A 22745-nucleotide genomic window follows, 5' to 3' on the forward strand; every position below is an offset into this window, starting at 1 on the left:
GGCGGACTCGCCCGGGCGGGGCGCCCCGGGCGCCCCTGCGCACGCGCGCGGCCGCGGGGTGCCAGGGTCTGCGCCGTGCCCGAGGCCCCTCCGCCGTCGCCCGTCCCGCCGCCGCGGGGCGCTGCTGCGCGCCCGGGACGACGTCGCGGGGGACGCCGCCCGGGCGCCCTCGCCCCGGTGCGCGGGGCGGCCGGGCGGGGGACGGGCAACCCGGCCCTCGTCGTCGTCGGCGGCTTCGCGGGCGCCTCCGCGGTCGGGACGGCGCTGCTCTCGCTGCCCGTCGCGACGGCGTCCGGCCAGCGGGCGCCGCTCGTCGACGCCCTCTTCACCGCCGTGTCGGCCGTGTGCGTCACCGGGCTCGTGACCGTCGACACCGGCTCGTACTGGTCGATCTTCGGCCAGGTCGTCATCCTCCTGCTCATCCAGGCCGGCGGGCTGGGGATCATGACGCTGGCGACGCTCATCGCGCTGCTGCTGCGCCACCGGCTCGGCCTGCGGGCCCGGCTCGTCGCCCAGACGGAGACGAAGACGCTCACGAGCGCGGACGTGCGCCGGGTCGTGCGCCGCGTCGTGCTCTTCAGCCTGGGCTGCGAGGCCGTCGTCGCCGTCGTCCTCACCGCCCGCTTCGCCGCGGGGTACGACGAGCGGCTCGGCGCGGCGCTCTACGACGGCGTCTTCCACGCCGTCTCGGCCTTCAACAACGCGGGCTTCTCGACGAACGCCGACAGCCTCGTCGGGTACGCGGGCGACCCGGTGGTCCTCGGCGCGGTCTGCGCGGCCGTGGTCGTGGGCGGCCTGGGCTTCCCCGTCGTCTTCGAGCTCGTGCGCTCCTGGCGCCGCCCGTCGGGGTGGTCGGTCCTGACGCGCATCACGGTCGCGGTCACGGCGGTGCTCCTCGTCGTCGGCACGGTCGGGTACCTCGTGGGCGAGGTCAGCAACCCGGCGACGCTGGGGGCCCTGGACCCCGAGGACCGGGCGCTGGGGGCCTTCACGGCGTCCGTCATGGCCCGCACCGCCGGCTTCAACGCCGTCGACATCGGTGCGCTGCGCCCCGAGACGCTGTTCCTCACCGACGTCCTCATGTTCATCGGGGGCGGCAGCGCCGGCACGGCCGGCGGCATCAAGGTGACGACCTTCGGGCTGCTCGCCTTCGTCGTCTGGGCCGAGGTCCGCGGCGAGCCGGCCGTCGTCGTGGGGCGGCGCCGCGTGCCGCCGGCCACGCAGCGGCAGGCGCTCTCGGTGGCCCTCCTCGGGACGGCGCTCGCCGTCGTCGGCACCTCGCTCCTGCTCGACCTCACGAGCGTCTCCCTCGACCAGGCGCTCTTCGAGGCCGTCTCGGCCTTCGCCACCGTCGGCCTGTCGACGGGCATCACCGCCGACCTGCCCACCGACGCGCGGCTCGTGCTCGTGGCGCTCATGCTCGCGGGCAGGGTGGGGCCGCTGACGCTCGCCACGGCCCTGGCCCTGCGCGAGCGCTCGCGCCGCACGCAGTACCCCGAGGAGAGGACCATCGTTGGCTGACCGCCTGACCCCCGTCGCCGTCATCGGGCTCGGCCGCTTCGGCACCGCCCTCGCCCTCGAGCTCGTGCGGCGCGGCGCGGAGGTGCTCGCCGTCGACCGCGACCCCGTCGTCGTCCAGCGGATGGCGGGCCAGATCGGCCAGGTCGTGGCCGCGGACTGCACCGACCGCGAGGCCCTCGAGGAGCTGGGCGTCCCCGACTTCGACCGCGCCGTCGTCGCCGTCGGCAGCGACCAGCACTCGAGCATCCTCACGACGGCGCTGCTCGACGAGCTCGGCGTCGAGCACATCTGGGCCAAGGCGCTCGACCGCCAGCACGAGCGGATCCTGCGCCGCGTCGGCGCCCACCACGTCGTCCTGCCCGAGGAGGAGATGGGCGCGCGCCTGGCGCACCTCGTGTCCGGCGAGGTCAGCGACTACCTGCAGGTGAGCCGCGACTGGGTGCTGGCGACGGCGACCCCGCCGCAGGACCTCGTGGGCGTGCCGCTCGGCGAGAGCGGCCTGCGGCGCCGGCACCGCGTCACGGTCGTCTCCGTCAAGCACGCCGGGGCCGAGGAGTTCACCTACGCGGACGCGAGCACGACCCTCGCCTACGGCGACGAGATCCTGCTCGCGGGGCGCACGGCCGACGTCGACCGGTACGTGCGCTCGCGGTAGCCGGCCCGGCGCTCCTCGGGTCGAGGGCCCGGGTCGAGGGCCCGGGTCGAGGGAAGGGCCGGGGCGACGAGGGGCGAGGGACGACGAGGGGCCCGCACCCGGTCGGGTGCGGGCCCCTCGGGGCGTGCGGGTGCTCAGGCGGTGAGCTTGCGGCTCACCGAGATGGCGCGGGTGACCATGTGGTCGAGCGCGCCGTTGGTGACGTCGTCGACCGGGGCGTCGTTGCCGCCGCCGGTGACGTGCCCGACGCCGTAGGGGTTGCCGTCGACGAACTTCGAGCCGTCGGTGTAGCCCGGGGTCACGACGATGCCGCCGAAGTGGTGGATGGTCGTGTACAGGCTCAGCAGGACGGCCTCCTGGCCGCCGTGCAGCGTCTGCGACGCCGTGAAGCCGGCGTAGACCTTGTCGGCCAGCAGCCCCTTGGCCCACAGGCCGCCGAGGCTGTCGATGAAGACCTTGAGGCGGCCGGCCACGTTGCCGTAGCGCGACGGGGAGCCGAAGAGCACGACGTCCGCCCACTCCATGTCGTCGGCGGTCGGCTCCTGCGGGCGGTCCGTCGAGCCCTCGGCGCCAGCGGCGTCCTCGCGGCCCACGGCGAGGAGGCGCACCTCGGCGCCCTGCTCCTCGGCCGTCGCGGCCAGGCGGCGGGCCATCGTGTCGATGGTGCCGGTCATGGAGTAGTAGATGATCGCGACCTTGGTCGCCATGGGGCCTCCTCGGATCGGTGCTCGTGCCACGCCCACGGGTATGTGAACGTTGGACTACCGTCAGCGTAGCCGAGGTCTCCGACGGGTGCGCCCGGTCGTGCGCGAGACGTCCTCCGGACGGGCCTGCACCGGCTCGCCGCGCCGGCGCCCGAGCGCCACGCCCGCGCTCGCCGTGCTGACGAGCGCCAGCGCCACGAGCTCGGCCGGCGCCAGGCCCTGCCCCAGCACCACGAGCCCGGCGATCGCGGCGGCGACCGGCTGCAGGCTCATGAGGACGCCGAAGACGCGGGTGGGCAGGCGGCGCAGCGCCGCGAGGTCCGCCCCGTACGGCACGACGGACGACAGCAGCGCCACGGCCAGGGCCGCGAGCAGCAGGCCCGGGCGCTCGACGACCCCGAGCGCGCCCCCCAGCCCGAAGGGGGCCACGAGGACGGCGCCGACGAGCAGCGAGACGGCCAGCCCGCCCGTGCCCGGCACGAGGCGGCCGACCCGGGCGCTGGCGAGGATGTAGCCCGCCCAGCACGCCCCCGCCGAGGCGGCCAGCACGAGGCCGAGGACGTCGAGGCCCTCGCCGGCCCCGGCGTCGCCGAGCGCCCGGACGCCGAGGAGCACGACCCCGGCCAGGGCGAGCGCCGACCACAGCGCGTCCTGCGCGCGGCGGGCCTGCACGACCGACAGGACGAGCGGGCCGAGCAGCTCCACGGACACGGCGACGCCGAGGGGGAGGCGCTCGATCGAGAGGTAGAACAGCGCGTTCATGCCGGCCATGGCGGCCCCCAGCAGCGCGCACCCCGCCAGCGCGCCCGCCGACCAGCGGTGCACGCGCGGGCGCAGCAGCACCGCGAGGAGGCCGCCCGCGAGCAGCAGCCGCAGCAGGACCGTGCCGGGCGCCCCCAGCGCCGGGAAGAGCGTGCTCGCGACGGCGCTGCCGAACTGGACGCTGCCGATCGAGACCGCCATGAGCAGCGGCGCCGGCACCCGGTCGACCGGCCCCAGGACGGGAGGGGCTGCGGGAGGGGGCGCGGCGGTCACCCGAGGTTCCTACCCCGGGCGGCCCCGACGGCGGGCGGCGGGCCCGCTGGGCGGACGCCCGTTTCGTCCGTGGAGGAGGCCACGGCGTCCGCCCGCGGGGGCTCGCTCGCCGGAAGAAGGGTACGAACTCCGCCCGCGGGAGCCCGCTCGGCGGACGAAGGCTACGAACTCCGTCTGCGGGAGCCCCCTCGACGGAAGAAGGCTACGAAGTCCGCCAAGGGCGCCTCGGGGGAGGCGCGCGACGGCGCCTCCCCCACGGGGCTCAGCCGCGGCTCTCGCCCTGCTCGCCCTCGGGGTCGTCGCGCTCCTCGCCGTCGACCGCCGCGTCGTCCGGCGTCGCCTCGCCCTCCGGCGTCGCCTCGCCCTCCGGCGCGGCCGTCCCCTCCGGCGCGGCCGTCCCCTCCGGTGCGGCGTCGGCGCCCGGCGCCGCAGGGTCCTCGGGCGCCCAGGGGTGGTCGCGGTCGTCGCCGGAGGCGTCGAGGCCGCGCAGGTAGGCCTCGAGGTCGGCGGCCAGCTCGTCGCCGTCGGGCATCTCGTCGGCCGGCAGCGACGGCGCGAGCAGGCCCGGGCCCTCGAGCGCGCGGCCGGCGAGGACGGCGTCGTAGGTGTGCTCCATCGCCGTCACCGCGCTGCGGGTGTCCTCGTCGCCGGCGACCTGGCGGTCGACCTCGGCGAGGACGTCCTTCGACGCCGCGACGAGCGGCCCCGTCGGCAGCTCGAGGTCGGCCGTCTCGCCGAGGGCCTCCAGCAGCGCGATGGCGGCCGGCGGGAAGTCCGCCTGCGCGAGGTAGTGCGGCACGTGCGCGGTGAAGCCCACGGTCGGCAGGCCCGCCTGCCCGAGGCGCTGCTCGAGGAGCGCACCGACGTGGCCCGGCACCTCGACCTCGCCGATCCAGCGCGGGCGCCCCGCGATGAGGGACCGGTCGCTGGCGTGCGGGGTGAGCCCCACGGGGCGCGTGTGCGGCGCCGCCCAGGGGATGCCGTGCAGGCCCACGACCATGCGCACGTCGAAGCGCTCCGCGAGGAGGCGGACGGCGGCCGTGAAGCGCTCCCACTGCAGGTCCGGCTCCGGGCCCGACAGCACGAGGAAGGGTCGCCCGCCCTCGTCCCGGACGGCGTGCACGAGGATCTCGGGCATCGTCACGGAGTCGAAGCGGTCGGTGCGGAAGGTCATGCGCGGCCGGCGGTCGCGGTAGTCGACGAGCTGGTCGGCGTCGAAGCGCGCGACGGGCTCGTTCTCCAGCTCGGCCAGGAGCGTGCTGACCGCCAGCGAGCTCGCGGACCCGGCGTCGACGAAGCCGCGCAGGGCGTGGACGAGCACGGGCCGCTCGCCGGGGGTGAGGTCGGAGGTCTCGTAGACCTCGACGAGGTCGTGGGGATCGAGCATGTCCTCCCCAACGCGCGAGGGGCGCTCCTGCATCCCGGCGCCCCTCCCGGGCCGCCCACGTGGCCCCGGGGACGGGGAGGAGGGCCGCCGCGCGCCCAGGACGCCGAGCCCCCGCGGCGGCACACTCGCGGGCATGACCCCGCCGACCGGAGACCGTGACCCCCACGACGCCGCCCCCCACGACGACCGGCGCCCCGGCGCCCGCTCGGACGACGTCGAGGCGGGCCGCCCCGACCTCCGCGACCCGGCGGTCGGCCTGCGCCTGGAGGCCCGGCAGGTCACGTCGCCGCTGGCCCACCACGGCGAGGGCCCGGTGTGGGACGAGCGGGCGGGCGCGCTGCGCTGGGTCGACATGCTCCGCGGCGACCTGCTCTCGTGGACGCTCCCGGAGGGGTGGGACGGCGAGCGCGCTGCTGACGACGACGTCGAGCGGCACCACCTCGGCGACGTCCTCGCCGTCGTGCGCCCCCGCGAGCAGGGGGGCTTCGTCGTGGCCCTCGAGCGCTGCCTCGCCCTGCTCGACGAGGGCGACCTGGGCCGCGTCCCGCCGCGCCGCCTGCCCGACGTGTGGGACGACCCGACGATCCGCTTCAACGAGGGGGCCTGCGACCCGCAGGGGCGCTTCTACGCGGGGTCGATGGCCTACGACGCCCGCGAGGGCGCGGCGAGCCTGTACCGCCTCGACCCGGACCACTCGGTGCACGTCGTCCTCGAGGGCCTGACGATCTCCAACGGCCTCGCGTGGTCCCCCGACGGGTCCTGCGCGTACTACCACGACACGCCCACCCAGCGGCTGTGGCGCCTCGTCGTCGACGACGCCGGCGAGGTCGTCGACCGCCGCGCCCTGTGGGAGACGCCGGAGGAGAAGGGCGGCCCCGACGGCCTCGCCGTCGACGAGGAGGGCTGCGTGTGGGCGGCCCTCTTCGGCGGCTCGGCGGTCCACCGCATCTCGCCGGACGGGGACCTGCTGGCGGTCGTCGACGTCGGCGCCCGCCAGGTCACCGCGTGCGCCTTCGGGGGCCCGGACCTCGCTGACCTCTTCATCACGACGTCGGCCGAGGGCCTCGAGGAGGCCGAGCCGGGCGCCGACCCGGCCGCCGACCGCGACGACGACCCGCTCGCCGGGGCGCTCTTCACGGTGCGGCCGGGGGTGCGGGGCCTGCCGGTGCGGCCCTTCGCGGGCTGAGGCCCGCGCCCGATCGCGCCGGGGGTCGCGACCGCCGCCCCGTAGGGTGGGCCGGGACGGCCGACGGGTCGGGCGCCCTCCTCCTGCGGGGCCGCGGGCACGCCCGCGGCCGACCACGGGGGACGGCGGCCGAGGTCCCGGCCGGTGCGCGGCGCCGCCGCGCGCAGCTCCGCACGGGTCGGGCCCCTCGGGCCCGGCCCACCGACCCGAGAGGCCGGTGCCCGTGATCGCTCTCGTCGGCGCCCACGCCGTGGCCGCGCTCGTCGCGCCCGCCCTCGTCCGCGTGCTCGGGCGCCGCGCCTTCCTCGTCCTCGCGCTCGTGCCCGCCGCGTCGCTGGTGTGGCTGGTGTCGCTGCTCGTCGGCGGGGGCCCGGGCGTCGAGCGGGTCGAGGTGGTGCCGTGGGCGCCGTTCCTCGACCTCGAGCTGGCCTTCCGCGTCGACCCCCTGTCGCTCGTCCTGGGCCTGCTCGTCACGGGCGTCGGCGCGCTCGTCCTCGCCTACTGCACGTCGTACTTCGACGACGACGAGGAGGGCCTCGGCCGCTTCGCCGGCGTCCTCGTCGCCTTCGCGGGGGCGATGCTCGGCCTCGTCCTCGCCGACGACGTCCTGCTCCTGTACGTCATGTGGGAGCTGACGACCGTCTTCTCGTACCTGCTCGTCGGCCACCTCACGGAGCAGCGCGCGAGCCGGCTGGCGGCCATGCGGGCGCTCGTCGTCACGACCTTCGGCGGGCTCGCGATGCTCGTCGGCCTCGTCGTCCTGGCCGAGCGGGCGAGCACCTACCGCCTCTCGGAGCTCGTCGCGGACCCGCCCGTCGTCGACGCGGCCACCACGACGGGGCTCGTCCTCGTCCTCGTGGGCGCGCTGTCGAAGTCCGCGATCTGGCCCTTCTCGCTGTGGCTGCCGAGCGCCATGGCCGCGCCGACCCCCGTCAGCGCCTACCTGCACGCCGCGGCGATGGTGAAGGCGGGCGTGTACCTCCTCGCCCGGCTGGCCCCCGGCTTCGCCGACGACCCCGCCTGGCACCCGGTCGTCCTCGGCCTCGGCGGCGTGACGATGCTCGTCGGCGGCTGGCGGGCGCTGCGCCAGTACGACCTCAAGCTCCTGCTCGCCTACGGGACCGTGAGCCAGCTGGGCTTCATGACCGTCGTCGTGGGCCTCGGCGGGCCCGACGGCGCCCTGGCCGGCCTGGCGCTCGTCTGCGCCCACGCGCTCTTCAAGTCGACCCTCTTCCTCTCGGTCGGGGCCATCGACCACGCCACGGGCACGCGTGACCTGCGCCAGCTCTCGGGCGTCCCGCGCCGGCTGCCCGTCGTCACGGCCGCCGCGCTCCTGGCCGCGGCGTCGATGGCCGGCGTCACACCGCTGGCCGGCTTCGCGGCCAAGGAGTCGGCCTTCGACGCCCTGCTCCACCGGCCGGAGGGGTGGGCGACGGCGGCGCTCGTCGTCGTCGTGCTCGGCTCGGGGCTCACGGCCGGCTACACGATCCGCTTCTGCTGGGGCGCCTTCGCCGCCAAGGGCCGCGAGCCCTCGTCGGCGCACGGCGTCGGGCTCGGCCTCAACGCGGTGCCGGCGGTCCTGGCCCTCGGCGGCCTCGCCGTCGGCCTGGCCACCGGCCCGTGGGAGGCGCTGCTGGCCCCCTACGCCGAGAGCACCGGCGGCGAGCCGGAGGTGCACCTGCAGGCCTGGTACGGCCTGTCGCCGGCCTTCGGGCTCAGCGTCGCGTCCCTGGCCCTCGGCGCCGCCCTCTTCGCCGCCCGCCGCGCCGTCCTGCGGGTGCAGGCGGCCGCGCCCGTCCTCGTCGACACCGAGCGGGGCTACGCGCGCCTCGTCCGCCTCACCGAGCGCCTGGCCGTCGAGGCCACGGGCGCCACGCAGCGCGGCTCGCTGCCCGCCTACCTGGCCATCATCTTCACGGTGCTCGTCGTCGGGCCCGGCCTCGCCGCGGCCCTCTCGGGCGCGTGGGACGTGCGCGTGCGCTGGTGGGACACGCCCGCGCAGCTCGCGGTCGCCGTCGTCGTCGCCGCGGCGGCGGTCGCGACGACGCGCTCGCGGCGGCGGCTCAAGGCGGCCGTGCTGCTCGGCGTCACCGGGTACGGGACGGCGCTGCTCTTCGCCCTCCACGGCGCACCGGACCTGGCCCTCACCCAGGTCCTCGTCGAGACGGTGAGCCTCGTCGTCTTCGTCCTCGTGCTGCGCCGCCTGCCCCCCTACTTCTCCGACCGGCCGCTGCGGCGCAGCCGCTTCCTGCGCGCCGGGCTCGCGGTGGCCGTGGGCGCCGCGGTGAGCGCCGCCGGTGTCGTCGCGGCGGGCGCCCGCACCGCCGTCCCCGTCTCCGAGCCGTTCCCCGACCTGGCCTACGACGAGGGCGGGGGCCGCAACGTCGTCAACGTGATCCTCGTCGACATCCGCGCGTGGGACACCGTCGGCGAGCTGTCGGTGCTGCTCGTGGCCGCCACCGGCGTCGCGAGCCTCGTCTTCCTCGGCCGCCGCTTCGGCCACCTCGACGTGGAGGAGGGGCGCGAGGCCGCCGTCGTGCCCGCCGCCTCCTTCCCCTCCGCCCGGGCGGCCCGCGCGGCCGCGGCGCTCGCCTCGCCCCCCGGCGCGGCTGCGGGCGACGGCGGGGGGCCGGGGCGCGGCGGGAGCGACGGCGCGGACGACGACGCCGAGCCGCCGGACGCGGGCGTGCCGGACGCCCGCGAGGAGTCGGCCCCCCGCAGCTGGACGCGCACGGCGCCGTCCCTGCCCGCGGAGCGGCGCTCGGTCATCTTCGAGACGGTCACGCGGCTGACCTTCCACACCGTCGTGCTCTTCTCGCTCTACCTGCTCTTCGCCGGGCACAACCAGCCCGGCGGCGGCTTCGCCGGAGGGCTCGTGGCGGGCCTCGCGCTCATGGTCCGCTACCTGTCCGGGGGCCGGCGCGAGCTCGACCGCGCGGCGCCCGTGCCCGCGGGCCTCCTCCTCGGCTCGGGCCTCTTCCTGTCCGCCGGCGTCGGCCTGGCCGCGGCGCTGCTCGGGTACACGCCGCTGCAGAGCGCGGTGCGCGACCTCGAGGTGCCCGTCCTCGGCGAGGTGCACCTCATCACGGCCCTGTTCTTCGACCTGGGGGTCTACCTGCTCGTCATCGGCCTCGTCCTCGACGTCCTGCGCAGCCTCGGCGGCGGCGTCGACGCCCACATCGAGGCGGACGCCGAGGAGGGCCGCGCGACGGCCGCGCTGTCGGTCTCCGGCCCGCTCGCCGGGTCCGGGGTCGCCCCGGGGCCCGACGGCGCGGCCGGTGCGGCAGGGGCGCAGCCCGACCGCGAGGAGGTCGTGCGCGCCGCCGCGGCGCCGGGCCGGGGCCCGGGTGGTGCCGGCGACGACGCGGGGGAGGGGCGCTCGTGAGTCCGGCGCTGGTCCTCGTCGCCGTCGTCTTCGTGCTCGTGGCGACGGGCGTCTACCTGGTCCTCGAGCGGAGCCTCACGCGCGTGCTCGTCGGCGTCATCCTCATGAGCAACGGCATCAACGTGCTCTTCCTCGTCGCCAGCGGGGCCGCCGGGGAGCCGGCGCTCGTGGGCAGCGCCGAGCCGGCGCGGATGAGCGACCCGCTGCCGCAGGCGATGGTGCTGACGGCCATCGTCATCACGCTCGGGCTCACGGCCTTCCTGCTCGCCATGGCCTACCGCAGCTGGCAGCTGCACGGGCACGACGAGGTGCAGGACGACGTCGAGGACCGGCAGGTCCGGGGCCGCGCCGTGCGCGACGAGACCTCCGGCAGCTACGACCCGGACGACGAGGAGGCCCCCGTGGAGGAGCGCTCGGAGGACCGCCGGCGGGCCCACGCGAGCCCCTCGCCCCGCGACCCCTCTCCCCACGACCGGGCGCCCGACGACGGCCCGCGCCGGGCCGCGCAGCGGCGGGAGGAGGGCCCGTGAGCGGCGTCGGGGCCCTCGCCGCCGCCCTCCCGCACCTGCTCGCCCTCGGCGCCGACGACGCCCCCACGGGTCCGCAGGGCCTGGGGCTGCGCGCCACGCAGGGCCAGGTGCTCGAGTGGCCGACGCTCGTGCCGCTGCCCGTCCTCGTGCCCCTCGTGGCCGCGGGTCTCGCGCTGGCGCTGGCGCGGCACCGCAGGGCGCAGGCCGCCGTCAGCACCGTCGCGCTCTCGGTCGTCCTCGCCACGTCCGTGGCGATGCTCCTCGCGGTGCAGGACGTCGGGACCCTCGTCGTCACGGTGGGCGGGTGGCCGGCCGCCAGCGGCATCTCGCTCGTCGCCGACCAGCTGTCCACCCTCATGCTCAGCGTCTCGAGCGCCGTGACCCTCGGCGTCCTCGTGTACTCGGTGGCGCAGGGCGCCGCGGACGGGGACGACGGCGCGCCCGTCGCGATCTTCCACCCGACCTACCTCGTGCTGTCCGCGGGCGTCTCCAACGCCTTCCTCTCCGGCGACCTGTTCAACCTCTACGTCGGCTTCGAGATGCTGCTCGCGGCGAGCTTCGTGCTGCTCACCCTCGGCGGCACCAGCGCCCGCATCCGCGCGGGGTCGACCTACGTCGTCGTGAGCATCGCCAGCTCGCTCGTCTTCCTCGCCGCCATCGCGCTGGTCTACGCGGCCACCGGCACGGCCAACCTCGCCCAGCTGCCCGAGCGCCTCGACGCCCTCGACGACGGCGTGCGCCTCGCCCTCCAGCTGGCGCTGCTCGTGGCCTTCGGCATCAAGGCGGCGGTCTTCCCGCTGTCGGCGTGGCTGCCCGACTCCTACCCGACGGCGCCCGCCCCGGTCACGGCCGTCTTCGCCGGCCTGCTCACCAAGGTCGGCGTCTACGCCATCATCCGCACCCAGACCCTGCTGTTCCCCGAGGGCCGCCTCGACGACCTCCTGCTCGTCGTCGCCCTCGCCACGATGGTCGTCGGGATCCTCGGCGCCGTGGCGCAGAGCGACGTCAAGCGCCTGCTGTCCTTCACGCTCGTCAGCCACATCGGCTACATGGTCTTCGGCATCGCCGTCGGCTCGGTCGCCGGCCTCGCCTCGGCGATCTTCTACGTCGTCCACCACATCACCGTGCAGACGACCCTCTTCCTCGTGCTGGGCCTCGTCGAGCGGCGGGGCGGCTCGACGTCGATGGACCACCTGGGCGGCATGGCCAAGCTGTCGCCGCTGCTCGGCGTCCTCTTCTTCGTGCCGGCGATGAACCTCGCGGGCATCCCGCCCCTGTCGGGCTTCCTCGGCAAGGTCGGGCTCATCCAGGCGGGCGTGGCCGACGGAGGGGTCCTGCCGCTGGTGCTCGTCGGCGGCAGCGTCGTCACGAGCCTGCTCACCCTCTACGCCGTCGCCAAGGCGTGGAACCGCGCCTTCTGGAGCCGGCCGGCGACGGTGGGCCGCGAGGAGGAGACCCGCTCGGACGACGACGAGGCGCCCGACGCGGCGACGACGCTGTCCGGCGTCGGCGAGGTGAGCCAGCGGCAGGACGCCGTGGAGCGGGCGCAGGGCGTCTCGGCCCTCGCCACGGAGGAGGACGACGAGGCCGCCGCCGCGGGCGCGCTCACCGGCGCCGCCGTCGACCCCGAGCGCACCCCCGTCGAGATGACGCGCGTGCCCCGCGGGATGGTCGCCCCGACGGCGGCGCTCGTGGCGCTGGGCCTGTCCCTCACCGTGCTGGCGGGGCCGCTGCTGCGCGTCGCCGAGGACTCGGCGCTCGAGCTCGACCAGCGCCAGCCCTACGTCCGCGCCGTCCTCGGGCAGGCGGCGGCCGACCGCGTCGCGCCGACGACACAGGTCGGCCCGGCGGGGGGCTCGCGGTGACCCGCGCGCGCCGCGCGGTCGTCCAGTGGCCCGTCCTCGTCTGGACGGCCCTCGTCTGGGTGCTGCTGTGGGGCGACCTGTCGGTGGCCAACGTGCTCGCGGGCGCCGTGCTCGGCCTGCTCGTCGTCCTCGTCTTCCCCCAGCCGCCGGTGCGCTTCCCCGGCGCGGTGCGCCCGGGGCCGGTCCTGCGCCTGCTGCTGACCTTCGCCCTCGACGTCGTCCGCGCGTCGCTGCAGGTGGCCGCCCTCGTGCTGAGCCGGCGCACCCCGACGAGCTCGGTGCTCGAGGTGCACCTGCGCACGGCGAGCCTCGCGCACCTCACCGCCACGGCCGAGCTCATCTCGCTCGTGCCCGGCAGCGTCGTCGTCGAGGTGCGGCCGGGCACGCAGAGCCTCTTCGTGCACGTCATCGACACCCCGGACGCCGCCGCGGCGGAGCGGGAGCGGGCGGGGGTGCTGCGCGTGGAGGAGCGGGTCGTGCGGGCGTTCGGGACCGCCGAGGAGGTCGCCGACGTCGAGCGGGGCGACGCCACCGGCCGCGGCCGGCACCCGCGGCCGCCGGTGCGCCGCCGCGTCGTCGAGGGCGGCGCCCGCGCGGGCCGCTCGCCGCGGCCGGGCGAGCCCGTGCACGAGGTGGGCGAGCCCGGCGAGGACTCCGCGCGCCGCGAGGCGCCCGACGACGCCGCGGCGGCGGCCGCGACGCAGGAGGACGTGGAGGCGGGCCGGGGCAGGAGCAGCGGGAGCACGGGCAGAGGCGAGGAGGAGCGGTGACCGGGGTGCTGGAGGGGCTGGGCCTGGGCGGGGCGTCGGTCGGCGGCGGCTGGTCGGGGGTGCTCGTGCTGCTGGCCGGGGCGGCCCTCCTGGTCGCCGGGCTGTGCGTGCTCGTGCGCGCGGTCGTGGGGCCGACGGTCCTCGACCGCGTGGTGGCGCTCGACGCGCTCGTCGTCGTCCTCGTCGCCGCCTTCGGGCTGCAGGCGGCCGTGACCCGCAGCACCGCGACGCTGCCGGTACTCGTCGTGCTCGCCCTCGTCGGGTTCGTCGGGTCGGTCTCGGTGGCGCGCTTCGCCGCGAAGGAGACCCGGTGAGCGGCGGCGCCGTGGGCGCCGTCCTCGACGTGCTCGCGGGGCTGTGCCTCGGCGCCGGCGTCCTCCTCGCGCTCGTCGCGGCCCTCGGCGTCCTCCGGCTGCCCGACGTCCTCACCCGGCTGCACGCGGCCGCGAAGCCGCAGGCGCTCGGCGTCGTGCTCGTGGCGGTCGGGGTGGGCCTCGCCGTCCGGACCCCGACGGCGATCGGCGTCGTGGCGCTCGTCGTCGTCTTCCAGCTCGTGACGGCGCCCGTGGCCGCGCACATGGTCGGCCGGGCGGCCTACCGGACGGGCAAGGTGCGCCGCGACCTGCTCCTCGTCGACGAGCTCAGCGACCTCGAGGGCGGCGAGGCCCCCGAAGGCGGGCTGCCCGACGGCTGCACGGTCCACGACGCTGAGCCCGCGCCCGGTGCCCCCCGCGCCGACCACGAGGAGCCCCGCCGCGCCTGACGCGGGTCGACCTCGTGGGCCGGGGCCCTCGCGGGTGGACCCTGTGGGCCGACGCGCCGTGCGTCGTCCCACGGGGTCCACCGCGGTGGCCGGTGCCCCACGAGGTCGACCACCGGCGCGTCCCCGGGTGCTGGCCAGGGGAGCTCGACCCCAGGGCAGCTCGATCTCAGGGGAGCTCGACCTCAGGGCAGCTCGACCACGGGGCCGACCGAGGACGTCGCCAGCCGCAGCGCCGTCGGCTGCACGAACCCGGCCAGCGCGGTGATCCTCAGCGCCGCGACGTCGTGGACGCCGCCGGCGCTGCGCTGGTCGTTGACGACGAGGGAGACCGCCGACCGCAGCCCGGACAGGGCCGTGGACGCCGCCTGGGTCACCGCCGGCAGCGGCGCGCGGACGGCGGTGCCGAAGGTGGCGACGGCGCCGGAGGGGCCGAGGAGGTTCGTGAGGCTGGTCTGGACGAGGCCGGTGACGAGCGACGCGACGTTGGCCGGGACCAGCGAGAGGGGAGCTATGACGCCCACCAGCTGCACCTGCGCCGTCCCGGCGAGCACTTGGGCGGCCGTGGCGTCGAGGGACAGCAGCGGCAGCCCCGCGAGGCGCACGTCGACCACCACCCGCGCCGCCCGCAGCGCCGCGTCGACGGCGGTCTGCAGGCTCGTCGCCCACTGGGTCAGCAGGGTGTCGACCCGGGTGGTCACCTGGGTCAGCAGGGCGTCGTCGAGCACCAGCTCGGTGCCCGGGGCGCGGCCGTTGAGCCCGCCCCGGCCGGACAGGAGCCGCTCGAGGTCGACCTCGACGACGCCCCGTCCCAGGTCGACGACGACCTCGGTGCCCTCGCCGAGCCGGGCGTTGAGCAGCGGGTTCACGGCGGCAGCGAGGTCGACCTGGACGGTGACCGTCGTGAGCGAGCCCGACAGCCCGCTGATGGCCTTGATGCTCGAGACGAGCTGGCTCTCGAGGCCCCTCACGGACGACGTGGCGCTCGACGTCGCGGTGACGGCGCTCTGCCGCGCCGCGACGACCGCCGGCGACGCCAGCTGCAGGCGGAGCCCGGCCACCCGGTAGTCGCGCACCGGCCCGGCGCCCGTCTCGTCGCGCAGGCACCCGTCGAGCGCCGCCGTCGAGGACAGGGCTCCGACCTGGAGCTTGAGCCCCGCGAGGGAGGAGACGCCGGGGGCGAGAGCGGCGAGGTCGACCACCGCGGGACCGGGCAGGGACCCGTCGGGGCCGACGGTCGAGGAGGTCGTGCGCACCGCGCCGGTGTCCGTGACAGCGCCGGCGGCGGAGCGCGCCTCATCGTCGCTCCCGGCGTACGCCGTCTGGTGGAGCAGGGCGGCCTCCTGGCCGGCGGCCGGCAGGACGACGACGGACGCCGCCTGCCCGCTCGCGACGCCGCTCAGGGCGGTGACCGACAGCGGTGCCGCGTAGGCGTCCGTCCCCACGGCGGGGGCGGTGCTCGGCGTGGCGACGGCGCTCGTCCCGGGCGCGCCGGTGTGCTGCGTCGTCACGCCCGAGAGCGAGGCGACGGGCGACAGGTCCGCCCCCAGCAGCGTGCCGGAGAGCATCCGGGCGTCGGCGCGCGAGGCGTACCGGTAGGCGCGGTCGCAGTCCCGGGCGCCGCCGAGGAGCTCGGAGCGCACGTGCTCGGTGTCGAGCCACGAGGCGTCGGTGAGCCCCAGGGCCGGGAGGCCGACCGGCCCGTCACCGTCGGCCGCCCGGCCGAGGGCCGGCAGCAGGGCGACGGCGACGGCGAGCGCGCCGGCGCCGGCGATCACGCGCGCGCGGGTGCCACCGGCTCGGGAGCGACGGCGGGGGTGGCGGCTCACGGGGTCCTCCGGCGGGTGCGGGTGCGGGCGACGCGGCCGAGGAGCAGACCGACCGCGACGGCGGCCGCGGCGGCGGCCGCGGCGGGCAGGGCGTCGGCGCCCGTGCGGGCGAGGCGCTGGGGCAGGGACAGGGGGGTGGTGCCGCTCGTCGTGCCGGCGGCGTCGGAGCGCACGCCGCTGCGCGACAGCGGGAGGAGGCCGGCGTCGCCGGTGGACGCGCCGATCGGCAGGGCGCCGCCCGAGGTGCCTTCGGGCGACCCGGGGACGCCTCCGGTGGTGCCCGGCGCGCCTCCCGTCGTGCCGGGGACGCCGGGCGTCCCGCCGGGAGCGCCGGGCGTGCCCCCCGGTGCACCGGGGGTGCCGGGAGTGCCTCCCGGACCACCCGGCGTGCCGGGCGTGCCAGGCGTGCCGGGCGTGCCCGGGCCGGGACCCGACGTCGGGCCGGGGCTCGGGAAGGGGGTGGGCGTCGGGCCGGGGCCCGGCACGGGGTCGAGCTCGTCGCCGATCGCCGTGACGCCGACGCCCATGAAGGACCGCTGGCCCTGCAGCTCGTCGGGCGCGTCCTCCGGGAGCGCCAGCGTCATGAGCAGGTGCTCCCCCTGGCGCGACGTGATGGACCGGTGCGGGATGGTCGTCAGGCGTGGCGCGTCGCCCAGCCGCTGCGCGGGGAGCATCACGCGCAGGCCGGAGGCGCAGGTGGGCTGGGCCGCCGACGTCGCGTGGAGCTGGCGCGAGACGCCCGCCCACGGCTGCGCGCACCCCGCGAGGGAGATGAGCAGGCCCTTCGGGTGGTCCACCATCGGGCCGTCGGCCACGAGCTGGAGGCTGAGCTCGCCGGTGGGGGCGCCCTCGATGCGGGCGTCGATCGTCCAGTCCACCTCCTCGCCCGGGGCGAGCCGGCTGAGGGCGTCCGGGTCGACGGTCGAGACGAGGCGCAGCACGTCGACCTCGTCGCGCGGCGTCGAGCTCGCGGCGGCCGGGGCGGCGGCGAGGACGGGGGCGAGCGCGGCGGCCGCCACCACGGCGACGGCGGCGCGGGACGCGGCGCTCACCGGGCCACCTGCTCGTGCTCGTGCGCCGCCTCGTCCTGCCGCCGCGGCCAGACCGCGAGGACGACGAGGCCGGCGACCGCCGCCGTGGCGGCGCCGAGGACGGCGGGGCGCTGGGCGGTCTCGACCCAGGTGCCGAGGTGCGGGAGGGCCCACACCACGCGGCCCACGCGGGTCACCTCGTAGGGCATCGGGTCCACGGAGCTGTTGGCGTCGCCGCGCAGGACGAGCCGGGCGCCGCCGGGCACCGCCGGGTCGGGGTCCGCCTGCACCACGCGGTGCGTGATGGGCAGCCGGCCCTCCCGGGTGACGGTGACGACGTCGCCCATGCCGACGTCGGTGGCGTCGACCTGCCGGACCACCGCCAGGGCCCCGGTCGGCATGGTCGGCGACATCGAACCGGTCGTGAAGACGACCAGCGTGGCGTCGAGGACCGCGCCCAGCAGGACCAACGCCAGGCACGCGCAGCCCAGCACCGCTCCGGTCGTGAGGGCCGCCTCGCGCAGCCGCTCCCTCGTCGTGCTCATGTCCCACCCCCGTGGTGACGGTCGTGCGGGCGCCGGCCCGCGGAGGGCCGGTGCCGCGCTCAGCGGGACTGGCTGGTGAAGGACCAGACGGGCGTGGCGCCGAGACCCTGGAGGGAGTCGGGCGAGCCGCCGGGCAGGGTGATGGCGAAGCACAGGTCGACCGGCGCGCCGGCCGTCGTGGCCGTGGCGGCGCCGAGCTGGAGCGCGCCCGCGGTGGAGCCGGTGCTCAGCGGGGCGCTCGTGACGAGCTCGGTGCCCAGCGCCGTCGCCGGGGCGAAGGCGGCGTCGCCGCACGCGCCCTGCGGGACGCCGCTGCGCACCGAGTAGCGCAGCGCGCCGAAGAAGGTGGGGTCGCCGGCCTGGAGGAGGGCGGGGGCCACGGTGACGTTCGCGGCGGCGCTGCCGACCGCCGTCCGCAGCTGCATGGGCGCGTAGACGAGGTCGCTCGGAGAGAGGGCCCGAGCCTTGAGCGGCGAGAAGACGAGCCCGCCGGCGACCGGCTGCGTCTCGCGGTTGACGAAGTTGGCGACACCGCCGACGCCGTCCCAGACGTTCTGCTCGACCTCGAAGACGCTGGCGGCGACGCCGCTGACGCCGCCGTCCGCCGAGCCGTCGCCGTACACCCACTCGGTGTCGGTCCAGGCGGCCAGGGTGGCGGCTGAGCCGACGCCGAGGACGAGGCCGCCCGCGAGGAGGGCCCGCACGAGGCCGCGACGGCGCCGAGGCTCGGGCCGAGCGGTGCGACGCCAGCCGTAGGCGGCGGTGGAGGCAGAATCGCTGGTGCTGGCGTCGGTGCTCACGTCGGGACCCCCCGGTCGTCGGACCGGGGCCGTCCCCGGGTCCTCCTGTGCCAGGGGTCTCGGCACGCGGGGAGGAGGACCTGCGTCGTTGAAAGATGAATCTCCACCGGCCGGGGTAACTCACCGGGTGGAGAGACGACGCCCGTCGGTCCGGCCCGAGGCTCTCGATGGCGTGGGACCGGGGGCGACGCAACGGCAGCGGAGGGGTCGACGCCTCACGTGAGCAGTTCGAGCAGGCCTCGCAGCACAGGCACCAGCGTGGGGATCAGTGCGGCGACCAGACCGAGGACGAGAAGGACGGCCACCACGCGCACGCCCCGCGACGGCCCGCCCGCGGGGTCGCGGAGCGTGCGGAGGACCACGGGGTCAGTGGGCCTTCTCGAGGTTGCCAGGGAGGTGACCGGTGCTCTTGCGGTAGTACGACGCCGCGTTGCGGCGGAACGCGAGCCGCGCGACGCCGACGACCGCGCCCGACAGGAGGGCCCAGGCGATGGCCTCCTTCCACGTCGTCTCGTCCGACTCGGGGTTGATGGGCGGCTCGCCGCCGAGGGTCTTGCGCCACACGGCGGTGAGGACCTTGTTCGCGGCGATGCCGGCGGCCACGGCGCCCCCCGTGCCGACGACCTTCCAGATGGCGTCTCCCATGCGGCTCACCCTGCCGCCGCCCCCGCCGACGGGCAAGGCAGGACGTCGAGGGTCGACGCGTCCACCGGTGCGTCGCCGGCGAGTGTCGTCACGCTGAGTGCCGACTTTGGACAGCCAGTGGCCAGATGGGGGTCTCTGGGGGGACGATGCCGGGGGCGTCGTCGCCCTGACGGCGCCAGCCGGACCCGTCCGCCCCCCGCGCGGACGCTGGGGGAGCCGTGCTGACGGCCGAGAGGAGCACGTCCATGAAGGTCTTCCGCTGCGGCGACGTCGTGCCCGGCTGCACCACCGAGCTCCGCGGGGACGACGAGGAGGCGGTGCTCGAGGCCGTCGAGCGCCACGCCCGCGCGCAGCACGGCGTCGCGCCGGACGCCGAGCTCGTCGGCGCCGTGCGGGACCGGGTCCGCGAGGGGTGACCGCCGTGAGCGCCGCGCCGGGCACCGCCGGAGGGCCCGCGCCGGGGGCGGACCCCCGGAGCACCGCCCGGCGGGCGCTCGCGGCGGTGCTCGCCGAGCCGGAGCTGCTGGGGTGCGCGGTGCAGCCGGTCGTCGGCCTCGAGAGCGCCACGGTCGCGGGCTACGAGGTGCTGGCCCGTCCGGCCGCCCACCTCGGGGTCGGACCGGCGCCGCTCTTCGCCGCGGCCGGCGACGAGGGCGCGCTGGCGCACCTGCACGTGCTCGCCCTGCGCCTCGCGCGACCCCTGCTCGACACCCTGCCGCCCGACACCTTCCTCACCGTCAACGTCGACCCGCTGGCCCTCGCCGAGCCCGCCGTGGTCGACGAGCTGCTCTCCTGGGGGGACCTCGGCGGCCTCGTCGTCGAGGTGCTCGAGGGGCGCTGGCCGGACGACCACGCCCGCGTGATCGCTCCGCTCGACGCCCTGCGCACAGCGGGGGCGCTGGTCGCCCTCGACGACGTCGGCGCGGCCTGGGCCGGGCTCGCGCGCGTGCTCGAGGTGCGCCCCTCCTTCGTCAAGCTCGACGGGCGGCTCGTCGCGCAGCTGGGGCGGGACCCGGCCGTGGAGGCCGCGGTGCGCGCCGTCGGGGACATGGCCGCCACGCTCGACGCCTGGGTGTGCCTCGAGGGCGTCGAGCGGCGCGAGCAGCTGGCGACCGCCGTCCGCCTCGGGGTGCCGCTGGCGCAGGGCTACCTGCTCGGCCGCCCCGAGCGGGCGTGGCCCGCCGGGGACCTCGGCGACGCGCGGGACCTCGCCGCCGCCGCGCGGCGTGGCGAGGGCCTGGCGGACCTCGTCCGCAGCCCGTCGGCGGAGGAGCTGCGCACGGACGCGCGTGGCCGGCCGCTGGCCGTCCGCACGGCGCTGCCCGACGGCGGCCGGCACGAGCACCCCGTGACGTCGCTCTCGCCCGCCACCGCGCCGCACGAGGCGCTGGCCCGCGCGATGGCGAGGCCCCAGCACGAGCGCTTCGCGCCGCTGGTCGTCACCGCCGCGGACGGGCGCACCCTCGGGCTCGTGCACGTGGACGTCCTGGCCACGGCGGTGGCGACGGCGGCCCACCGCGCCGCGGCGGGCTGACGCCGGGGCGTCGAGCGGGGCGGCGCTGCGACCCGCCGCCGCGCGGGGCTAGCATCGGCGGCGGACGACAGGGGAGCGCCGGAGGGCGCTGAGAGTGCGGCGAGCGCCGCAGACCCTCGAACCTGACCCGGTTAGCACCGGCGTAGGGAGTCGGGCTCGACGCCGTCGCGCACCCGCGCGCGGCGTCCCCCTCGTGCACCGCACGGGAGGAGCACCACCATGTCCAGCACCGAGAGCACCACCGCACGCCCCACCGGACGCAGCCGCCGCAGCTGGCGCGTCGTCGACATCGTCACCTGCGCCGTCGTCGGCGTCGCCGCGGGCGTCGCCCTCTGGGCGTTCGGCGCCCTCTACGAGCCGATCACGGCCCCGCTGGCCTTCCTCGCGCCCCTGGCCGGCCTCGTCAACGGCGGCTTCCTCTTCCCCGGCCTCCTCGGCGCCCTCGTCGTGCGCCGGCCGGGGGCGGCCGTCTTCGCCGAGGTGCTCGCGGGCGTCACGTCGATGCTCATCGGCACCCAGTGGGGGGTCACCGTCCTCGTGTGGGCCCTCGTGCAGGGCCTCGCGGCCGAGATCGGGTTCGCCGTCCTCGGCTACCGGCGGTGGGGGCTGCCCGCCGCGCTCCTCGCCGGGGCCACCTCGGGCGTCGCCGTGGGCCTCATGGACACGACCTTCACCAGCTCGGTGACGTGGACCGCCGGCTGGAAGCTCATCTACATCGGCTCCTCGGTCGTCTCCGGGATCGTCCTCGCCGGCCTCCTGGCCCACCTCGTCGTCCGGGCGCTCGCCCGCACCGGGGCGCTGTCCGCCCTGCCCTCGGGCCGCACCGCCGAGCGGGTCTGACCGCCGTGCCCGCCCTCGCCGCCGCGGCGGGCGCCCGCGGCGGCGGGCGGGCCGCCCACCGCTCCCCGGACCGGACGGCAGACCGCTCCTCCGGTCGCCCCGACGACGGCGCTGCGGAGCCCGTGGGCGTCGTCGCCCGCGGGTGGTCGTGGCGCCACGGCGGCCGCCGCCGCGCGGCCGTCAGCGGCCTCGACCTCGTCGTCGACCCGGGGGAGCGCGTGCTCCTCCTCGGCCCCTCGGGGTCGGGCAAGTCGACGCTCCTCGCGGGGCTCGTCGGGGTGCTCCCCGACGCCGACGCGCAGGGCCCCGGCGACGAGGGGGCCGAGGGCGAGGCGACCGGTGAGCTCCTCGTCGGCGGGGCTCCCGCCGGCGCGCGCCGAGGGCGCGCCGGGCTCGTGCTGCAGGACCCGGAGAGCCAGGTCGTGCTCGCGCGGGTGGGGGACGACGTCGCCTTCGGCTGCGAGAACCTCGAGGTGCCGCCCGCGGAGATCTGGCCGCGGGTGCGGGCGGCGCTCGACGCCGTCGGCCTCGACGTGCCCCTCGACCACCCCACGGCCGCCCTGTCGGGCGGCCAGAAGCAGCGCCTGGCGCTCGCGGGCGTCCTCGCCATGCGGCCCGGGCTCGTGCTCCTCGACGAGCCGACGGCCAACCTCGACCCCGCTGGCGTGCAGGAGGTCCGCGACGCCGTCGTGCGGGCGGTGGGGGCCACGGGGGCGACGCTCGTCATCGTCGAGCACCGCGTCGCCGTGTGGGCCGACGTCGTCGACCGGGTCGTCGTCCTCGGAGCTGGTGGGGGGGCCGGTGCGGGGGGCGGGGGCGCGGTGGTGGCGGACGGGCCGCCGGAGCGCGTCCTCGCCGAGCACGGCGACGAGCTGGCGGCCCGCGGCGTGTGGGTGCCGCCCCGCTACCGCTCCGGCCCGCTCGTCCCGGGGTGGGACGCCCCGGAGCCCGGCGGGGAGCTGCTCGCCGCCCGCGCGCTGGCGTGCGCCCGCCCGGGCGGCCCGGTGGCCGTGCGCTCCGCCGACCTCGCGCTGCGGGCCGGCTCGGCCACGGCGCTCACCGGCCCCAACGGCGCGGGCAAGACGACGCTCGCGCTGACGCTCGCGGGGCTGCTGGAGCCGGTCGGCGGCGCCGTCCGCGCGTTCCCGGACCTCGTGGGGGACCACGGTCCCGGTCCCGCGCCCGGCACCGCGCCCTGGCGCTGGCGCTCGCGCGACCTCCTCCGCCGGGTCGGCACCGTCTTCCAGGACCCGGAGCACCAGCTCGTCGCGGCGACGGTCGAGGGCGAGCTGGCGCACGGCCCCCGCCTGCTCGGCCGGCCCGAGGCGGAGGTCCGCCGCCGCACCGACGAGCTGCTCGAGCGCCTCGGCCTCACCGCGCTGGCGCGCGCCCACCCCTTCACCCTCTCCGGCGGCGAGAAGCGCCGGCTGTCCGTGGCCACGGCCCTCGCCGTCGGGCCGCGCGTCGTCGTCCTCGACGAGCCGACCTTCGGCCAGGACGCGCTGACGTGGGCCGGCCTCGTCGAGCTCCTCCGCGAGCTCGTCGACGGCGGGGCGGCCCTGCTCGCCGTCACCCACGACGCCGACCTGGTCGGCGCCCTCGGCGCCCGGGTGCACCACCTCGCGCCGCCGGACCCGGCGGTGCCGCTCGCGCCGCGGGAGGACGACGGCCGGAGCGCCTCGGGGCTGCGGCGGCTCCTCGGCCGGAGGCGGGCGTGAGCGGC

Annotated in this window: 21 protein-coding genes, 1 pseudogene and 1 riboswitch; of the genes and pseudogenes, 13 read left to right on the top strand and 9 right to left on the bottom strand. The window is 77.6% G+C overall.

Going from position 1 to position 22745, the window contains the following annotated elements; genetic code table 11:
• Positions 1–177: 177 nt before the first annotated feature.
• Together Q0789_RS07090 and Q0789_RS07095 are read left to right on the top strand one after the other, a co-directional pair.
• Positions 178–1521, top strand: coding sequence for a potassium transporter TrkG (locus Q0789_RS07090; RefSeq protein WP_363326060.1), 1344 nt, complete (start codon positions 178–180; stop codon positions 1519–1521).
• Positions 1514–2176 (top strand): TrkA family potassium uptake protein, encoded by a 663-nt coding sequence (locus Q0789_RS07095; RefSeq protein ID WP_298803580.1) that lies wholly within the window; start codon positions 1514–1516, stop codon positions 2174–2176. The genes Q0789_RS07090 and Q0789_RS07095 overlap by 8 nt, the downstream gene beginning before the upstream one ends.
• A 134-nt stretch (positions 2177–2310) precedes the next feature.
• On the opposite strand, the gene Q0789_RS07100 is transcribed toward Q0789_RS07095, so the two are convergent.
• The 3 genes and pseudogenes from Q0789_RS07100 to Q0789_RS07110 form a co-directional block, all read right to left on the bottom strand.
• Entirely contained in the window at positions 2311–2883 is a 573-nt protein-coding gene (locus tag Q0789_RS07100) for a flavodoxin family protein (RefSeq protein WP_298803582.1), read from the bottom strand.
• A gap of 60 nt (positions 2884–2943) precedes the next feature.
• On the bottom strand, positions 2944–3915 hold the full coding sequence (locus Q0789_RS07105; protein WP_298803584.1) for an EamA family transporter: 972 nt from the start codon (positions 3913–3915) through the stop codon (positions 2944–2946).
• Positions 3916–4402: 487 nt separating this feature from the next.
• Positions 4403–5302 (bottom strand): annotated as a pseudogene (locus tag Q0789_RS07110) (PAC2 family protein); the annotation flags it as partial.
• A 133-nt stretch (positions 5303–5435) separates the two neighbouring features.
• Between Q0789_RS07110 and Q0789_RS07115 the strand changes: the two are divergent.
• From Q0789_RS07115 to mnhG, 7 genes are all read left to right on the top strand, one after another.
• Positions 5436–6488 (top strand): SMP-30/gluconolactonase/LRE family protein, encoded by a 1053-nt coding sequence (locus Q0789_RS07115; protein ID WP_298803589.1) that lies wholly within the window; start codon positions 5436–5438, stop codon positions 6486–6488.
• Between the two features lie 223 nt (positions 6489–6711).
• Positions 6712–9873 (top strand): Na+/H+ antiporter subunit A, encoded by a 3162-nt coding sequence (locus Q0789_RS07120; RefSeq protein ID WP_298803591.1) that lies wholly within the window; start codon positions 6712–6714, stop codon positions 9871–9873.
• Positions 9870–10403, top strand: a complete 534-nt coding sequence (locus Q0789_RS07125; RefSeq protein WP_298803593.1) for a Na(+)/H(+) antiporter subunit C — start codon at positions 9870–9872, stop codon at positions 10401–10403. The genes Q0789_RS07120 and Q0789_RS07125 overlap by 4 nt, the downstream gene beginning before the upstream one ends.
• Positions 10404–10510: 107 nt before the next feature.
• On the top strand, positions 10511–12268 hold the full coding sequence (locus tag Q0789_RS07130) for a Na+/H+ antiporter subunit D (RefSeq protein WP_366917672.1): 1758 nt from the start codon (positions 10511–10513) through the stop codon (positions 12266–12268).
• Positions 12265–13038 carry a Na+/H+ antiporter subunit E gene (locus tag Q0789_RS07135; protein WP_298803597.1) on the top strand — a complete coding sequence of 258 codons (774 nt, stop codon included), beginning with the start codon at positions 12265–12267 and terminating at the stop codon, positions 13036–13038. The genes Q0789_RS07130 and Q0789_RS07135 overlap by 4 nt, the downstream gene beginning before the upstream one ends.
• Entirely contained in the window at positions 13035–13352 is a 318-nt protein-coding gene (locus Q0789_RS07140) for a monovalent cation/H+ antiporter complex subunit F (RefSeq protein ID WP_298803599.1), read from the top strand. The genes Q0789_RS07135 and Q0789_RS07140 overlap by 4 nt, the downstream gene beginning before the upstream one ends.
• Positions 13349–13801 carry a monovalent cation/H(+) antiporter subunit G gene (gene mnhG, locus Q0789_RS07145; protein WP_298803601.1) on the top strand — a complete coding sequence of 151 codons (453 nt, stop codon included), beginning with the start codon at positions 13349–13351 and terminating at the stop codon, positions 13799–13801. Before Q0789_RS07140 ends, mnhG begins: the two co-directional genes overlap by 4 nt.
• A gap of 182 nt (positions 13802–13983) precedes the next feature.
• Here the strand turns inward: mnhG and Q0789_RS07150 are convergent, their stop codons facing one another.
• From Q0789_RS07150 to Q0789_RS07175, 6 genes are all read right to left on the bottom strand, one after another.
• Positions 13984–15576, bottom strand: coding sequence for a choice-of-anchor G family protein (locus Q0789_RS07150; RefSeq protein ID WP_298803603.1), 1593 nt, complete (start codon positions 15574–15576; stop codon positions 13984–13986).
• A 47-nt stretch (positions 15577–15623) separates the two neighbouring features.
• Positions 15624–16679, bottom strand: coding sequence for a hypothetical protein (locus tag Q0789_RS07155; RefSeq protein WP_298803605.1), 1056 nt, complete (start codon positions 16677–16679; stop codon positions 15624–15626).
• Positions 16676–17203 carry a signal peptidase I gene (locus Q0789_RS07160; protein WP_298803607.1) on the bottom strand — a complete coding sequence of 176 codons (528 nt, stop codon included), beginning with the start codon at positions 17201–17203 and terminating at the stop codon, positions 16676–16678. The genes Q0789_RS07155 and Q0789_RS07160 overlap by 4 nt, the downstream gene beginning before the upstream one ends.
• A gap of 59 nt (positions 17204–17262) precedes the next feature.
• On the bottom strand, positions 17263–18003 hold the full coding sequence (locus Q0789_RS07165; protein WP_298803609.1) for a SipW-dependent-type signal peptide-containing protein: 741 nt from the start codon (positions 18001–18003) through the stop codon (positions 17263–17265).
• Positions 18004–18218: 215 nt separating this feature from the next.
• Positions 18219–18365 carry a hypothetical protein gene (locus Q0789_RS07170; protein WP_298803613.1) on the bottom strand — a complete coding sequence of 49 codons (147 nt, stop codon included), beginning with the start codon at positions 18363–18365 and terminating at the stop codon, positions 18219–18221.
• A 4-nt stretch (positions 18366–18369) separates the two neighbouring features.
• A complete protein-coding gene (locus tag Q0789_RS07175) occupies positions 18370–18648 on the bottom strand; it encodes a DUF4235 domain-containing protein (protein WP_298803615.1) in 279 nt (92 codons plus the stop codon).
• A 245-nt stretch (positions 18649–18893) separates the two neighbouring features.
• Between Q0789_RS07175 and Q0789_RS07180 the strand changes: the two genes are divergently transcribed.
• The 4 genes from Q0789_RS07180 (at position 18894) to Q0789_RS07195 (ending at position 22740) form a co-directional block, all read left to right on the top strand.
• Positions 18894–19064 carry a DUF1059 domain-containing protein gene (locus Q0789_RS07180; protein ID WP_298803617.1) on the top strand — a complete coding sequence of 57 codons (171 nt, stop codon included), beginning with the start codon at positions 18894–18896 and terminating at the stop codon, positions 19062–19064.
• A 5-nt stretch (positions 19065–19069) separates the two neighbouring features.
• A complete protein-coding gene (locus Q0789_RS07185; RefSeq protein ID WP_298803619.1) occupies positions 19070–20182 on the top strand; it encodes an EAL domain-containing protein in 1113 nt (370 codons plus the stop codon).
• A gap of 65 nt (positions 20183–20247) precedes the next feature.
• Positions 20248–20335: riboswitch (TPP riboswitch) on the top strand.
• Between the two features lie 66 nt (positions 20336–20401).
• On the top strand, positions 20402–21022 hold the full coding sequence (locus Q0789_RS07190) for an ECF transporter S component (RefSeq protein WP_298803622.1): 621 nt from the start codon (positions 20402–20404) through the stop codon (positions 21020–21022).
• Positions 21023–21144: 122 nt separating this feature from the next.
• A complete protein-coding gene (locus tag Q0789_RS07195) occupies positions 21145–22740 on the top strand; it encodes an ABC transporter ATP-binding protein (protein WP_366917673.1) in 1596 nt (531 codons plus the stop codon).
• Positions 22741–22745: the final 5 nt, after the last annotated feature.

Origin of the sequence: uncultured Pseudokineococcus sp. (genome assembly GCF_947499845.1) — a bacterium.
Taxonomy (GTDB): domain Bacteria; phylum Actinomycetota; class Actinomycetes; order Actinomycetales; family Quadrisphaeraceae; genus Pseudokineococcus.